This is a genomic window from Sphingobium estronivorans, assembly GCF_008692605.1.
In the GTDB taxonomy this organism is placed as follows: Bacteria; Pseudomonadota; Alphaproteobacteria; order Sphingomonadales; family Sphingomonadaceae; genus Sphingobium; species Sphingobium estronivorans.
This window is the reverse complement of the sequence record NZ_LFCT01000016.1, coordinates 43,662-59,112: the sequence shown is the minus strand read 5'-3', so window position 1 is coordinate 59,112 and position 15,451 is coordinate 43,662. Positions and strand designations below refer to the sequence as shown.

The window sequence follows — 15,451 nt, the reverse complement described above, 5'->3', positions numbered from 1 at the left end:
AATCACTATAGGGGCTTCATCACCGATGGAGCCCCTTTTTCATGTCCGACCATAATCCCGGCCTGCGTCCCTGGCGCGACATCGCCCGCCGCCAAAGCCGCCAGATCATGGTCGGTAACGTCCCCGTCGGCGGCGGCGCCCCGGTCACGGTACAGACCATGACCAACACGCCGACCCATGACGTCAAGGCGACGATCGACCAGATCCGCCGCTGCGAGGAAGTGGGCGTGGACATCATCCGCGTTTCCTGCCCGGATGAGGCATCGACCGCCGCGCTGAAGCAGATCGTCCGCGCCGCGCAGGTGCCGATCGTCGCGGACATCCATTTCCATTACAAGCGCGCGCTGGAAGCCGCCGATGCGGGCGCGGCCTGCCTGCGCATCAACCCCGGCAATATCGGCAGCCAAGCACGGGTGAAGGAAGTGGTCGACGCGGCCAAGGCCAATGGCTGCTCGATCCGCATCGGCGTCAATGCGGGCTCCCTCGAAAAGGACCTGCTCGAAAAATATGGTGAGCCTTGCCCGGAGGCGCTGGTCGAAAGCGCGCTCGACCATATCAAGCTGCTCCAGGACCAGGATTTTCATAAATATAAGGTCGCGGTGAAGGCCAGCGACGTGTTCCTCGCCGTCGCCGCCTATATGCAATTGGCCGAAGCCGTCGACTGCCCGCTGCACCTCGGCATCACGGAGGCGGGCGGCCTGATCGGCGGCACGGTGAAGAGCGCCATCGGCATCGGCAATCTGCTCTGGGCCGGGATCGGCGATACGATCCGCGTTTCCCTCTCCGCCGAACCGGAAGAGGAAGTGCGCGTCGGCTATGAGATTCTGAAATCGCTCGGCATCCGCACCCGGGGGGTCAAGGTCATCTCCTGCCCCAGTTGCGCGCGGCAGGGCTTCGACGTGATCCGCACGGTGCAGGCGCTGGAGGAGCGGCTCCAGCACATCCATACCCCGCTCTCGCTGTCCGTGCTGGGCTGCGTGGTGAACGGTCCCGGCGAAGCGCGGGAGACCGACATCGGTCTCACCGGCGGCGGCGCGGGCAAGCACATGGTCTATCTCTCCGGCCTCACCGACCATACGGTGCATGACGAAGGCATGATCGACCATATCGTGCAACTGGTGGAGGCCAAGGCGGCCGAGATCGAGGCGGCCAAGCTGGAAGCGGAAACCACCGACGCGGGCAAGGCGGAAGCGGCAGAATAAGCCGCTCTCCCATGCCCATGGCTGCATCGCGTTCCTTCGCCATCCCCTTTGCCGTCTGTTGCCTGGGTGTCGCGCTCTTTTCCGTGATGGACGCGACGATGAAGGGCCTGAGCCTCTCCATCGGCCTGTTCAACGCGCTATTCTGGCGCGCGACGGCGGGGAGCCTGCTGGGTCTTGCGCTGATGCTGCTGACCCGCCAGCGCTGGCCCAATCGGGCGGTGTTGCGGCTGCACCTGCTGCGCGGGGTTGTGGTCGCGGCGATGGCCAGTCTGTTCTTCTGGGCGATCATGCGGCTGCCGCTGGCCGAAGCCATTGCCCTGTCCTTCATCGCGCCGCTGATCGCGCTCTATCTTGCCGCGCTGTTGCTCAAGGAACGGATCGGACGGCAGGCGGTGGGGGCGTCGCTGCTGGGGCTGGTCGGCGTCGGGATCATCCTGTCCGGGCAAATGCGGGGCGATTATGATCTGAATGCTCTACTTGGAGCGGGCGCCGTCCTGCTCTCCGCCGTGCTGTTCGCGTGGAACCTGATCCTGCAACGGCAACAGGCGCAGCTCGCCTCGCCGATTGAGGTCGCCTTCTTCCAGCATGTCGTGATGCTGGGCGTGTTCGCACTCTTTGCCGCTATTGTCCGATGGCCGCCCATAGTGCCGGAGGCGGCGTCATGGGCGCTGGTCCTGCTGGCCGCGACGCTGGCCTTCACTTCGCTGGCGGCGTTGGCATGGGCCTATGCGCGGGCGGAGGCGCAGGCCCTGATTCCGGTCGAATATACCGCCTTCATCTGGGCAGCGATCATCGGCTGGCTCGTCTTTGGCGACCGGCTGACCCTCAGCACGGCAGCGGGCGCGACGTTGATCGTGGCGGGTTGCCTGATCGCGGCGCGCGCGCGACCGGCCGAGCCGCCGCATGTCGAACCTTCCATCGCCTGAAAGGAAAAACATGTCCGTCATCATCCGCGAGGCCGTTCCTGCCGACATCGGGACAATCCATGTCTTCATCCTGGCTCTGGCCGATTATGAAAAGCTGTCGCATGAGGTGAGGGCGGATCGCGCGGGACTGGACAAATATCTCTTCGGTCCGCGTCCGATGGCCGAAGTGCTGATTGCGGAAAATGCCGGGCAGGCCATCGGCTTTGCACTGTTCTTCCACAATTTCTCGACCTTTGAGGGGCGGCCGGGGGTTTATCTGGAGGATCTGTTCGTCATCCCCGAAGCGCGGGGCTTGGGCGCAGGCAAGGCGCTGCTGTCCCGTCTCGCGCAAATCGCGTTGGAGCGGGATTGCGCCCGGCTGGAATGGTGGGTGCTGGATTGGAACGCGCCGTCCATCGCCTTCTATCGTTCGCTGGGCGCGCGCCCGATGGACGAATGGACGGTACAGCGCGTCGATGGCGACGCGCTCAACGCTTTGGCCGCAATCGGGTAGGGCAGGCGTCGTCGGGACGAGCCGAGGGGCGGGAGTCTTGACGGGGACTCCCCGCTCGGCGCATTGTGCCGAAACAGAACATTTGGGGGACAAGAAAGGCATGGCTGTCGGCCGTGGAGCCAAACGCACACCGGAATGGCGTGAAATGCTGAAACGCAGCCTGATCCGCAGCGGCGCGCTGATGGGCGCGCTGGGGCTGATCGCGGCCACGCTTTTCGTGGCGCTGGCGTTGCTCAGCTACTCGCCCAGCGATCCGTCGCTGATGACCGTGGCAGGCGATGAGGCGGTCCACAACATCATGGGCGCGCCCGGCGCCTGGGTGGCCGATTTCCTGCTGCTGCTGCTCGGCGTGCCGGTGGCGCTGGCGCTGCCGCTGATGGCGATCACCGCGCGTCGCCTGTGGGGCGATCAGGATATGAGCGGATGGAAGGGGCAAGCAGGCAAATGCATTGCCGGCATCGCCCTGATCGGCGTGGCGCTGGCGCTGTTCCAGCCCAATCCGCTGGTCGGCCTCCCGTCGGGCTGGGGCGGCATGACGGGGTTGGCGGTGGCCAAGGGCATATTGAGCCTGTTGGCGCAGTTCCCGGCGGCGCAGGGCTGGATCACCGGCATAGCGATCGTGCTGACTTTGATCGCGGGTCTGGCGGTCTGGTATCGCAGCCTGGCGCTGGAAAAGCCGATTATCGCTCTTCGCCGGCCTTCGCTGCCACGCTTCAGTCTGCCCCGGCCTGCTTTCGCTCTGCCGGGCGTGGGCGGCATGGCGGCCGATCCTCTTGAGGAGGAGGATGAGGTTGTCGAACGTGTTGCCGCGCCGCGCAAGACCGTCAGCAACGAACCCAAGCCGCCGATCAACATCCAGACGCCGAAGCCCGCCCCGGTGCAGCGTACCATGGCGCCGGTGTCGCAGGACGATCTGTTCGGCCACACGTCCCTGCCTTCGCCCGACCTGTTGAACCCGATTCCGGCAGGTCAGGGCACGAAGATCGACAAGGCCGCGCTGGAGCGCAATGCCCGGCTGCTGGAATCGGTGCTCGACGATTTCCATGTGAAGGGCAATATCGTGGAGGTCCGCCCCGGTCCGGTCGTCACCATGTACGAGCTGGAACCCGCGCCGGGCATCAAGGCGAGCCGCGTGATCGCGCTGGCCGACGACATCGCCCGCAACATGTCAGCGCTGTCGGCCCGCGTAGCGACGATTCCGGGGCGCACGGTGATCGGCATCGAACTGCCCAACGCCAATCGCGAGGGCGTGTCCTTCCGCGAACTCATCACCAGCGAGCAGTTCGGGCAGGAAGCGACGCTGCCGATCATCCTGGGCAAGAATATCTCGGGCGAACCGATCATCGCGGACCTCGCGCCCATGCCGCACCTGCTGATCGCGGGCACGACGGGTTCGGGCAAGTCGGTCGGCCTGAACGCCATGATCCTGTCGCTGCTCTATCGCATGACGCCGGATCAGCTGCGGCTCATCATGATCGACCCCAAGATGCTGGAACTGTCGACCTATGACGATATTCCGCATCTGCTCTCGCCGGTCGTGACCGAACCGAGCAAGGCGATCCGCGCGCTCAAATGGGCGGTGGAGCAGATGGAGGACCGCTATCGCATGATGGCGTCGATCTCCGTGCGCAACCTCGCCAATTATAATGAGAAGGTCCGCGCCGCGAAAGCGAAGGGCAAGCCGCTCGGCCGCCGCGTGCAGACCGGCTACGATCCCGAAACCGGCAAGCCGATCTATGAGGAGGAGCAGCTCGATTTCCAGCCGCTGCCGCAGATCGTGGTGGTGGTGGACGAACTCGCCGACTTGATGATGACGGCGGGCAAGGAAGTCGAATTCCTGATTCAGCGCCTCGCGCAGAAGGCCCGCGCGGCGGGCATTCACCTGATCCTCGCCACGCAGCGTCCTTCGGTCGACGTCATCACCGGCGTGATCAAGGCGAACCTGCCGACCCGCATCAGCTTCTTCGTCACGTCCAAGATCGACAGCCGGACCATTTTGGGCGAGCAGGGCGCCGAGCAACTGCTGGGCAAGGGCGACATGCTCTACATGCACGGCGGCAAGGGGCTGATGCGCGTCCACGGCCCGTTCGTGTCCGACGATGAGGTGCGCGTGGTCGCCGATCACTGGCGCGCGCAGGGCCAGCCCGATTATATCGCCGCCGTCACCGAGGAACCGGAGGAGGGCAGCTTCGCGCTCGACGGCGTGGATCTGGGCGACGACAGCCCCGACGCGCAGCTGTTCCGCAAAGCGTGCCAACTGGTGTTCGAGAATCAGAAGGCCTCGACCAGCTGGCTCCAGCGCCAACTCCGCATTGGCTATAACAGTGCGGCGCGCCTGATCGAGCAGATGGAAGAGCAGGGTCTGGTGGGTCCGCCCAACCATGTCGGCCGCCGCGAGGTGCTGCGCGATGAAAATGGCAATCCGCTCTGAGTCCATCGGCACGCAGAGATTTCATTTGGGATGATGCGAAAAAGTCACGACCCATTGCGCTGTGCAACGGGATTTGGCCGAGCTGATCCCGGCCGTTGCGACACGGCAAAGGGATCGCAAGGCCCAAGAAATGCCTGATTTCCGGGCCTGATTGCGTTTCATGCAATCGCAATGAGGTTCTTCGCATTTGCGGCGAAATGCATTTTCACCGAAGAAGGCCCTGCCTTTCAGGCATCCTCTCCTAAAAACTTTCGGCTGGTCTTCGGATCAGCCTTTTTTTTGTCGCCGCGCCGGTCTAAGCAGGGGCCGCTTACCGCAGCGCCTAAAAAATAATTTGGGAGAGGGGCCGCCGGAAAAACCGGCACTGGCGAAGCGGAAGCGCAGGGGGATTGAGCGGCCCATGGCCGCTCTCCCCCTTTCCGTTTCAGCGGTCCCCTTCTTCGACAGGGGAGCGCGACCGTTGCTTTCATGGAACGAGTGGGTTCACAGCGGGTTCAAGCCCTGCCACCTAGGCTTCTCATCCTGAACAACCGGAGATGATTGCATGAAGCGCATCCTTGCGCCCCTCGCCCTGACGCTGGCCGCTGTGCCTTTCGTGGTGCCGATGTTGCCCGCCGCGGCACAGGCGGACCCGTCCGACCTGTCCAGGGTCAATGCCTATATACGCGCGGTGACGACCATGACCGCGGATTTCGCCCAGACCGACCGCAACGGCCAGACGCTGACGGGGCAGCTCACCATCAAGCAGCCGGGCAAAATCCGCTTCCAATATCAAAAGGGCGTGCCGCTGCTGATCGTGGGCGACGGCAAGGCGCTGACCATGATCGATTATGAAGTGCGGCAGGTGCAGCGCTGGCCGATCGGCAATTCGCCGCTGGGCGCCCTGATCGATCCCAGCAAGGACCTGTCCAAATTCGGCAAGGTGATCCAGACCGGCGATCCCACCGTGCTGTCCGTGCAGGCCCGCGATCCCAAGCGGCCCGAATATGGCACGATCACCATGATCTTCAAACGCGACGCCTCCAGCCCCGCGGGATTGCAGCTTTACGGCTGGGTGGCGCTCGATGCGCAGAACAACCGGACGGCGGTGAAACTCAGCAACCAGCGTTACGGCGTGCCCGTGGCCGATTCCGCCTTCCGCTGGGTCGATCCACGGCCCAAGGGACGCGCCGCCGGCGGGTGAAGCGGGCCGCGTTCGCGACGGATCGACAGGATTTCGTTTCCGTTCATCTGAGGCTCATATCCCGACCCCTAGAAAGGACTCCACGGCACGAGGCGCGACCGGGATTTCCCCCCTGTTACCCGGACCCTCGCTTCTGTCGCAAAGCGCTTCAAGGGCGCGATCGAGACCCCCGTTCCACGCCCCCGGAGCGGGGGTCTTACTTATCCGGTCGAGAGCGGGCCGCCCTTGCACATGACGGCTGACGCCCCTAGTGGATCAGCATGTCTCAGACACTCAGCATTGCATCGTGGAATATCAACAGCGTTCGGGCGCGGCTCGATATTGTCGAGCGGTTTCTGAAGGAGGAGGCGCCCGATATTCTCTGCCTTCAGGAAACGAAGGTCGTGAACGAGATTTTCCCCACGGACATGTTCCGACAGCTGGGTTACGTCCATCAGGTGTTGAACGGTCAGCGGATGCACCATGGTGTGGCGATCATGTCCAGAGTGCCGATCCATGAGGACGCCCGCCTCGACTGGCAGGCCAATGGCGAGGCGCGCCATGTTGGTGTCCGGCTGGATAATGGCGTGCGGATCGAGAATGTCTATGTGCCTGCGGGCGGCGACGTGGCCGACCGGGAGGTCAATCCGAAATTCGGCCAGAAGCTGGACTTTCTGGAGCGGATGATCGAATGGTCCTCCGGGCTGGAAGACAAGCCGACAATCCTCACCGGCGACTTCAACATCGCGCCGATGGAATGCGATGTATGGAGCCACAAGCAACTGCTGAACGTCGTCAGCCATACGCCGATCGAATGCGAGATATTGGCGCGGTTGCAGGCGTCCAACGATTGGGTCGATATCGGCCGGCATTTTTATCCCGCGCCGCAGCGGCTTTACACCTGGTGGAGCTATCGTGCCCGTGACTGGGCGGAATCGGATCGGGGACGGCGGCTCGACCATATGTGGATGACAAAGGATGTAGCGGACAAGGCGCTCCGCCATCGCGCGGTTGAACCCGCGCGCAGCTGGGGCAAGCCGTCCGACCATATTCCGATCATCACGGAATTCGCTTTCTGATGAGCGCGCGGGAAGCAGCGCGCGCCATCGATGCGCTGCGTCGCGGCTGGGCGGTGACTGTCCGCGCCGATGACGGCGCGCTGCGCCTGATGGCGGTGGAGGGCGCGGATGCGGTGACGCTGCGCGCTTTCGACCCAGCGGGGGAGGCCGATATCCTGATCTCCGCCGCGCGGGCGCAGACGCTGAAGCTCGCCAACCAGATCGCGGCGGCCGATCCCGACATGCCGGTGCTGGTGGCGCGGGCGCCGTGGATAGACGTGGATGTGGCGACGGCGATGTCCGACCCGGTGCTGGATCTGGCCTCGCCGCTCAAGGGACCGTTCGCCGCCAAGCCGTTGACCGCGCCGGTGGCGGCCAAGGCGGCGCTGCGGCTGGCACGGCTGGCGGGCATATTGCCGGCCTTTTTCGCGAAGGCGACGGGTGAGAGCGAGGCGGAGGTCAGCGCCGCTGACATCGACGCCTATGACGACGCCGTGCACCTCGACATCGCGACGCGGGCGCGGCTGCCGGTGTCCGCCAGCGAAACGGCGGAAATCGTCGCTTTCCGCAGCCCCGACGAACCGCGCGAGCATGTCGCGCTGATTATCGGCCAACGCGATTCCTCGCCGCCGGTGATCCGGCTGCACAGCGAATGCCTGACCGGCGATGTCCTGGGGTCGCTGAAATGCGATTGCGGCCCGCAATTGCATGAGGCGCTGCACCAGATCGCGGACTCGACATGGGGCATTCTCCTCTATCTGCGGCAGGAGGGGCGGGGCATTGGTCTCGTCAACAAGCTGCGGGCCTATGCCTTGCAGGATCAGGGTTTCGATACGGTCGACGCCAATGTGCGGCTGGGCTTTGCTATCGACGCCCGCGATTTCTCCGTCGCGGCGCGGATGCTGGACCTGCTCGGCGTGGGCGAGGTGCGGCTGCTGACCAACAATCCCAACAAGGTGGCAGGGCTGGAGGCGGCGGGCATCAAGGTGGCGGAGCGCCTGCCGATCATCCTGCCCGCCAATCCGCACAATGAACGCTATCTGGCGACCAAGCGCGACCGGACCGGGCATCAGCTGTGAGCGTCATCCGCGTCGATACCGGCGCGGGGCGCCTGTCCTTCGGTGCCGTCGACATGCCCTGCACCATCGGGCGCGGCGGCGCCTGCGCGGCGGCGGACAAGCGGGAAGGCGACGGCTGCACGCCCCTGGGGCTATGGCCGATCCGGGGCGTGCTGTTGCGGCCGGGCAAGGTGGAGACGACCGGCATCGGTCTGCCCTGGCGCTGGGTGCGGGCAGGGGATGGCTGGTCCGACGATCCGGCCGATCCCGCCTATAACCGGCCGGTCCATCTGCCGCGCGCTTTCTCGGCGGAAAATCTGATGCGCGACGACGACGCCTACGACGTGATCGTGGTGCTGGGGCATAATGACGCACCGCCGGCGCCGGGACAGGGGAGCGCGATCTTCTTCCACCTGTCGGAAGGGCGACCCACTGCCGGCTGCGTCGCGGTCGAGCGAACGGACATGCTCCGCCTGTTGCCGTTGCTGATGCCGGGCGATCTCATGGAGATTGTGTAGCTCACTAGAGCGGTTTCCACACGAACTGAATCAGTAGGGGTTCCCTTTGCTGCGCTGATGTGATTCACGCTGTCTGCTGGTTGCAGGAGGCCAGCATGGATGGCACGAACGCTTTCACAAGACCTGCGGGACAGGGTCATTGCTGCGATTGATGGGGGTTTGAGTTGTCGTGCTGCCGCTGACCGGTTTGGTGTCAGCGCATCGAGCGCGATCCGCTGGCGGCAACGCGCGCTGGAACATGGTGAGGCTGTCGCCAAGCCACGCGGCGGAGATCGGCATTCGGCCAGGATCGAGGCGCATGGCGGCTTCATCCGTGAACTGCTTGCCGAACAGGGCGACATGACCCTTGTCGAAGTGCAGGCTCGGTTGATCGATCGGGGCGCCCCGGTCGGGATCGGCACGCTGCATCGCTTTTTCGTGCGCCATGGCATCACGCGGAAAAAAAGACCGGGCACGCGATCGAGCAGGACCGTCCCGACGTCCTGAAGCAGCGTCGCGACTGGTTCGACGGTCAGCTCGATCTGGAACCAGAACGCCTGGTCTTCATCGACGAGACCTGGACGGCGACCAATATGACCCGCAGCCATGGCCGCTGTGCCAAAGGCGAGCGTCTGCGGATGGGCTTCCCGCATGGTCATCGCAAGACGACCACGCTGGTAGCCGGCCTGCGCATGACCGGCATGATTGCGCCGATGGTGCTCGACGGCCCGATCAACGGCGACTGGTTCGAAGCCTACGTAGCTCAAGTGCTTGTGCCAGAACTGCGACCGGGCGACATCGTCATCATGGACAACCTGTCGAGCCACAAGCGCCCGGCGGTCCAACTGCTCATCGAGGGCGCAGGTGCAACCCTGCGCTTCCTTCCACCCTACAGCCCGGACTTCAACCCAATCGAGAAGGCGTTTTCCCGGCTGAAGGCAATGCTGCGCAAAGCAGGCGAGCGAACCGTTAGCGGGCTTTGGGGTCTGATCGGAAAGCTCGTCGATATCTTCCAGCCCGACGAATCCGCCAATTACTTCAAATCGTGCGGTTATGAACCGGAATGAGTGGAAACCGCTCTAAGCCCGCTCCAGATCCGCCCCTTCACCGCCGGCCGCCTCCAGCAGCCGCCGCTCCAGCGTTTGCAACCGCCCCTTGCTTTCGATCTTCCCGCCCAACAGGTCGGTCACGTAGAAAGTATCCACCGCCCGTTCGCCATAGGTGGCGACATGCGCGCTGTGCATCGTGACCTTCGACTGGAACAGGGCGTTGGCCAGGCTGAACAGCAACGCCGGGCGGTCCCGCGCATTGACCTCGATCACGGTGAAGCGGTTCGACGCCTTGTTGTCGATCAGCACATTGGGTTCGATGCGGAAGGCTTCGGCGCGGGTCCGGGGCAGGGGGCGCGCTTCCAGCTTGGTGATCATGCGGTGGCGGTTCGCCAGCGAATCCTGGATCGACTTGCGGATGCGGGCGAGCTGGTCGGAACTGTGGAAGGCGCCGCCCAGCGGATCCTGCACCAGGAAATTGTCGATCGCCACGCCGTCGCGCGTGGTGTGGATGCGCGCGTCGATGATGTTGGCGCCCGCCAGATGGATGGCGCCCGCGACCCGGTAGAACAGCCCCGGATGATCGGCGGCATAGACAGTGACCAGGGTCGCGCCGCGCTGCGGATAATATTGCGCGGCGATGGAGAGCGGGGAATCGCCCGCCTCCAATATATGCTGCGCATTGTGGATGAGGATGTCCTCCGGCTCCGCGATCCAGTAGCTTTCGGGCAGCCTTTTGCTGAGCTTGTCGAAATCCGCATCGGACAGGTTCAACGCCTGGCGCAGCGCCTGCTGCTTGGCGGTGACGCGCTCGCTGCGGCCCTTCTGCTTGTGGCCGAGGCGCAGCACCTCTTCCGCCGCTTCATAAAGGTCGCCCAGCAACTGCCGCTTCCAGCTGTTCCACACGCCCGGCCCCACGGCGCGGATGTCGACCACGGTGAGGCAGAGCAGCAGGCGCAGCCGTTCCGGACTCTGCACCACGTCGACGAAATCGAGGATGGTCTTGTAATCGGCCAGATCCCGCTTGAAGGCGGTCGCCGACATCAGCAGGTGATGCAGCACCAGCCACGACACCGTCTCGGTTTCCGCCGCCGTCAGGCCCAGGCGCGGGCAGAGATATTCCGCCACCTCCGCGCCCAAAATACTGTGATCGCCGCCGCGCCCCTTGGCAATGTCGTGCAGCAACACCGCGACATAGACGACGCGGCGGGAGATCATCTTGCCCATCAGCTCGGTGGACAGCGGATGGTCCTGCTCCAGTTCGCCCTTTTCGATCTTCGCCAACAGGCCGACGGCGCGGATGGTGTGCTCGTCCACCGTATAATGGTGGTACATGTCGAACTGCATCTGCGCCACGACCCGACGAAAATCGGGGATGAAGCGGCCGAACACCGTGGACTCGTTCATCCAGCGCAGCACCGTTTCCGGGTCGCGGGGGGAAGTCAACACCTCCATGAAGGCGGCGTTGGCGCGCGGGTCCCGGCGTATTCTGGTGCTGATCAAGCTGGCGTCGCGGCTGGCGGCGCGCATGGCGCTGGGATGGATGGCGAGGCCATGTTTGTCGGCCAGCGCGAAGATTTCAAGCAGGCGGACCGGATCGTCCTGAAAGAAATGATCGTTGGGCAGCGCCAGCCGTCCGCGATCCAGCACGAAACCGTCCAGCTTTTTCGGACGCCGGAAAAAGCTGGGGATATAACGCCGTCCACGTTCCGCCATCTGGTCATCCAGATGCGCCAGGAACACGGCGGTGAGGTCGCCGACCGTCTTCGCGTTCAGGAAATAATAACGCATGAAGCGCTCCACCCCCGACCGCCCGGTCCGCCCGGTAAAGTGCATCCGCGTGGCGGTTTCCAGCTGAAGGTCGAAGGTCAACCGGTCCTCCGCCCGCCCGGTGATCATGTGCAGGTGGCAGCGCACCGCCCAGAGGAAATCCTCCGCCTTCTGGAACTGGCGCAGTTCGCTTTCGGTCAGCAGGCCGACATCGACCAGTTCATCGACCGACTTCACCCGATTCACATATTTGCCGATCCAGAACAGCGTGTGCAGGTCGCGCAGGCCGCCCTTGCCCTCCTTCACATTGGGTTCGACGACATAGCGGCTGTCGCCCATCCGCCGGTGGCGCTCGTCGCGCTCCTCCAGCTTTTCGGTGACGAAGGCGCGGGCGGTGCCCTGCATGACTTCCGCGTCGAAGCGGGTCGCGACCTCCTCATACAGCGCGCGGTCGCCCCAGATATAGCGGGCCTCCAGCAAAGCGGTGCGGACGGTGAGGTCGCTCTTCGCCATGCGCATGGTTTCGTCGATGGAACGGCTGGAGTGGCCGACCTTCAGCCCCAGATCCCACAGGGAATAGAGCATGGATTCAATGACCTGCTCGGTCCAGCCGGTCGGTTTCCACGGGGTGATGAAGCCGATGTCGACATCGCTGTGCGGCGCCATCTCGCCCCGGCCATAGCCGCCCACCGCGATCAGCACGATCCGTTCGCCCGTGCTGCGGTTGCTCGCCGGGTAGAGATGATGCGTCGTCGCGTCGTAGAGCAGCCGCAATATCTGGTCGATCAGGAAGGCGAAGGCCGTGACGGCCTCGCGCCCGCGCGTCGGTTTCTGATCGAGGCGGCGGGCGACATCGTCCCGCCCGGCGTCCAGAGCGATCTTCAATTCTTTCACGATCAGGCCGCGCAGCTTCATCTGTTCGCCCCGATGTTCCTGCGCCAGGGCGTTGATGCGGTCGGAAATGGCGCGCCGGTCGATGATCGCGCGTCGGGACCCCAATTTCGGAAACTGCATGACCATGAGATCTATTTAGCCTTCCTGACCGGCTGCTGCCAGTTGCTTGAGGCGATAGAGCTGATCCAGTGCCTCCCGGGGCGAGAGCGCGTCGGCATCGATGCCCTCCAGCACGGCGCGCAGCGGATCGACCTTCTCCTCGACCGGCGCCGTGGCGGCGGCGAAAAGGGGCAGGTCGTCCAGTCCCGCCGCAATGCCGCCGGTCCTGGCCTTGCCCGCTTCAAGGCGGGCGAGAACGTCCTTCGCCCGTTTGAGCACCGCTGGCGGAAGCCCGGCCAGCCGCGCCACGGCCAGACCGTAGCTGCGATCCGCCGGTCCCTCCGCGACCTCGTGCAGCAGGACCAGATCGCCCTTCCACTCGCGCGCCCGGACATGGTGGAGCGAGAGCGATGACAGGCTTTCCGCCAGACGGGTCAGTTCATGATAATGGGTGGCGAAGAGGCAGCGGCAGCGATTGACCTCATGCACCGCCTCCACCACCGCCCAGGCCAGCGCCAGCCCATCATAGGTGGAGGTGCCGCGCCCGACCTCGTCGAGGATGACGAAGCTGCGCTCGGTCGCCTGGGCGAGGATCGCCGCGGTTTCCACCATCTCGACCATGAAGGTCGAACGGCCCTTGGCCAGATTGTCCGACGCGCCGACGCGGCTGAACAGGCGGTCGACCAGCGTGAGCGTTGCCGCCTCCGCCGGCACATAGGCGCCCGCCTGGGCGAGGACGACGATGATCGCATTCTGACGCAGGAAGGTCGATTTACCGCCCATATTGGGGCCGGTGACGAGCCAGAGCCGGTCCCTGGCGACCAGGCGGCAGTCATTGGCGACGAAGGGCTGGCCTTCGCGGCGTAGCGCATCCTCGACCACCGGATGGCGGCCGCCGCTGATGTCGAGGCAGGGCCCCTCACCGTCATCGGCCAGAAAATGGGGGCGCTGCCATCCGCCTTCGGCGGCGCGTTCGGCCAGTGCCGCCGCGACGTCCAGCCGGGCGAGCGCATCGGCGGCGCGGGCGATCTCCGCCTTGCGGGACAGGGTGGATTCAATCAGGTCTTCCAGATGCGCGGCTTCGGCGACGAGCGCATGGGCCCCCGCCTGCGTGACGCGGCTTGCCTGTTCGTGCAGATCGACCGAATTGAAGCGGACCACGCCGGCCAGAGTCTGGCGGTGGGTGAATCCGCTGTCGGGCTGCAGCAACTGGTCGGCGGCGCGGGCGGGCACTTCGACATGATAGCCAAGCACGCCATTGTGCCGGATCTTGAGCGCGGCAATGCCGGTCTGCTCGCGATATTGGGCCTCCAGCGCGGCGATAGCGCGGCGGCCGTCGCCGGCCAGTCTCCGCAACTCGTCCAGCGCGGGATCATAGCCGTCGGCAATATAGCCGCCGCTGGCGGTCTCGGTCGGCGGGCTGGGGACAAGGGCGCGGGAGAGGGCATCGACCAGCGCGCCATGGCCGTCGAGCGCGGGGAGCAACTGCGCAAGGAGCAGCGGCTGGTCCGGCAGGCGCCCCAACCGCTCGCGCAGCAGGCGCGCTTCGTGGAGACCATCGCGAAGCTGGCCCAGGTCGCGCGGGCTGCCCCGGCCCATGGCGAGGCGGCCCAGCGCGCGCCCGATATCGGGCAAGGCGCGCAGGGCGACGCGCAATTGATCGCGCAGCATGGAATCGTCGTGGAACAGCTGGACAAGGCCCAGCCGCGCTTCGATGGCGGCCTGATCCATCAGCGGCGCGGACAGGTCCTGCGCCAGCAATCGCGCGCCCGCTCCGGTGACGGTGCGGTCGACCGCGCCGAGCAGGCTGCCCTGCCGCGAACCGCTCATCGTGGCGGTGATTTCCAGGCTCTCGCGCGTCGCGGCGTCGATGGCGACATGCGCGCCGCTGCTCTTGCGCATCGGCGGCGCGAGGAAGGGCAGGGTGCCCTTGCCCGCATGGTCGAGATAGCTGAGCAGTCCGCCCATGGCCGCCAGTTCGGCGCGACCGAACTGCCCGAAGCCATCCAGCGTGGCGACGCCGAAAACGCGCTTCAGCGACGCTTCGGCGCGGCCGCTGGAAAAGGCGGCGCGGTCGAAGGGGTGGGAGTCGGGCAGATCCATGTCCAGGCTGTCGGGCAGCACGATCTCGCTGGGACGCAGCCGGGCGAGTTCAGCGGGCAGGTCAGCCGCGCGCAGGGTCAGCGTCTCGAACCGGCCGGTGGAAATGTCGGCGGCGGCAAGGCCATATTCCCCCGCATCCTCACCCCCGACCTGTGCGAGGGCCACCAGCATATTGTCGCGCCGGGAATCGAGCAGCGTCTCTTCGGTCAGCGTGCCCGCCGTCACATAGCGGACGATGGCGCGGGCGACGAGCGATTTGGACCCGCGCGCCTTGGCTTCGGCGGGGGTTTCGGTCTGCTCGGCAATGGCGACGCGGTGCCCGGCCTTGATCAGCCGCGCCAGATAGTTTTCCGCGCTGTGCACCGGGACCCCGCACATCGGGATCGGCACGCCGGCATGTTCGCCCCGACTGGTGAGCGCGATGTCCAGCGTTGCCGCGGCTGCCTTCGCATCTTCAAAGAACAGCTCGAAAAAATCGCCCATGCGGTAGAAGAGAAGGCAATCCTGCGCTTCCGCCTTGAGCGCAAGATATTGCGCCATCATGGGCGTGGCTTGTTGCGTGGATGTGTCGATGGTTCGCGCCATGGCACAGCGGATAGCCCGAACCGCCGGTTCAGGCCAGAGCTTCGCAAAACAGCAGGAAAATTGCGCTTCTCGCACTTGCCCCCGGGATATTCTTGCCGCTAGGGCCACCTTCATTGTTCAAAAA

General features: G+C 65.1%; 11 protein-coding genes. 9 read left to right on the top strand and 2 right to left on the bottom strand.

Translation table 11 applies throughout. The features are described from left to right. Positions 1 to 41 precede the first annotated feature (41 nt). The 9 genes from ispG to F7P65_RS12190 all read left to right on the top strand — a co-directional run bounded on the left by ispG (position 42) and on the right by F7P65_RS12190 (position 9,894). Complete coding sequence (gene ispG / locus F7P65_RS12230) at positions 42 to 1,202, top strand: flavodoxin-dependent (E)-4-hydroxy-3-methylbut-2-enyl-diphosphate synthase (RefSeq protein ID WP_150292048.1); 1,161 nt, start codon at positions 42 to 44, stop codon at positions 1,200 to 1,202. A gap of 17 nt (positions 1,203 to 1,219) precedes the next feature. Continuing rightward, positions 1,220 to 2,128, top strand: a complete 909-nt coding sequence (locus tag F7P65_RS12225) for a DMT family transporter (protein ID WP_150292046.1) — start codon at positions 1,220 to 1,222, stop codon at positions 2,126 to 2,128. A 10-nt stretch (positions 2,129 to 2,138) separates the two neighbouring features. Continuing rightward, positions 2,139 to 2,621 (top strand): GNAT family N-acetyltransferase, encoded by a 483-nt coding sequence (locus F7P65_RS12220; RefSeq protein WP_150292044.1) that lies wholly within the window; start codon positions 2,139 to 2,141, stop codon positions 2,619 to 2,621. 100 nt (positions 2,622 to 2,721) lie between these two features. Continuing rightward, positions 2,722 to 5,052 (top strand): DNA translocase FtsK, encoded by a 2,331-nt coding sequence (locus tag F7P65_RS12215; RefSeq protein WP_150292042.1) that lies wholly within the window; start codon positions 2,722 to 2,724, stop codon positions 5,050 to 5,052. Positions 5,053 to 5,596: 544 nt separating this feature from the next. Then, positions 5,597 to 6,235, top strand: a complete 639-nt coding sequence (locus F7P65_RS12210) for a LolA family protein (protein WP_150292040.1) — start codon at positions 5,597 to 5,599, stop codon at positions 6,233 to 6,235. A gap of 260 nt (positions 6,236 to 6,495) precedes the next feature. Continuing rightward, a complete protein-coding gene (gene xth / locus F7P65_RS12205; RefSeq protein ID WP_150292037.1) occupies positions 6,496 to 7,293 on the top strand; it encodes an exodeoxyribonuclease III in 798 nt (265 codons plus the stop codon). Continuing rightward, positions 7,293 to 8,351 carry a GTP cyclohydrolase II gene (ribA, locus tag F7P65_RS12200; RefSeq protein WP_150292035.1) on the top strand — a complete coding sequence of 353 codons (1,059 nt, stop codon included), beginning with the start codon at positions 7,293 to 7,295 and terminating at the stop codon, positions 8,349 to 8,351. Before xth ends, ribA begins: the two co-directional genes overlap by 1 nt. Further along, positions 8,348 to 8,848 (top strand): L,D-transpeptidase family protein, encoded by a 501-nt coding sequence (locus F7P65_RS12195; protein WP_150292033.1) that lies wholly within the window; start codon positions 8,348 to 8,350, stop codon positions 8,846 to 8,848. The genes ribA and F7P65_RS12195 overlap by 4 nt, the downstream gene beginning before the upstream one ends. 99 nt (positions 8,849 to 8,947) lie before the next feature. Continuing rightward, positions 8,948 to 9,894 (top strand): IS630 family transposase gene (locus F7P65_RS12190; protein WP_092956531.1). Its coding sequence is split into 2 segments (ribosomal slippage): positions 8,948 to 9,284 and positions 9,284 to 9,894, totalling 948 coding nucleotides; the frame shifts between segments, so codons are not numbered across the junction. A 12-nt stretch (positions 9,895 to 9,906) separates the two neighbouring features. Here the strand turns inward: F7P65_RS12190 and F7P65_RS12185 are convergent. Both F7P65_RS12185 and mutS read right to left on the bottom strand, forming a co-directional pair. Next, positions 9,907 to 12,666 (bottom strand): [protein-PII] uridylyltransferase, encoded by a 2,760-nt coding sequence (locus F7P65_RS12185; protein ID WP_150292031.1) that lies wholly within the window; start codon positions 12,664 to 12,666, stop codon positions 9,907 to 9,909. 9 nt (positions 12,667 to 12,675) lie between these two features. Next, positions 12,676 to 15,327 carry a DNA mismatch repair protein MutS gene (gene mutS, locus F7P65_RS12180; protein ID WP_150292029.1) on the bottom strand — a complete coding sequence of 884 codons (2,652 nt, stop codon included), beginning with the start codon at positions 15,325 to 15,327 and terminating at the stop codon, positions 12,676 to 12,678. Positions 15,328 to 15,451: the final 124 nt, after the last annotated feature.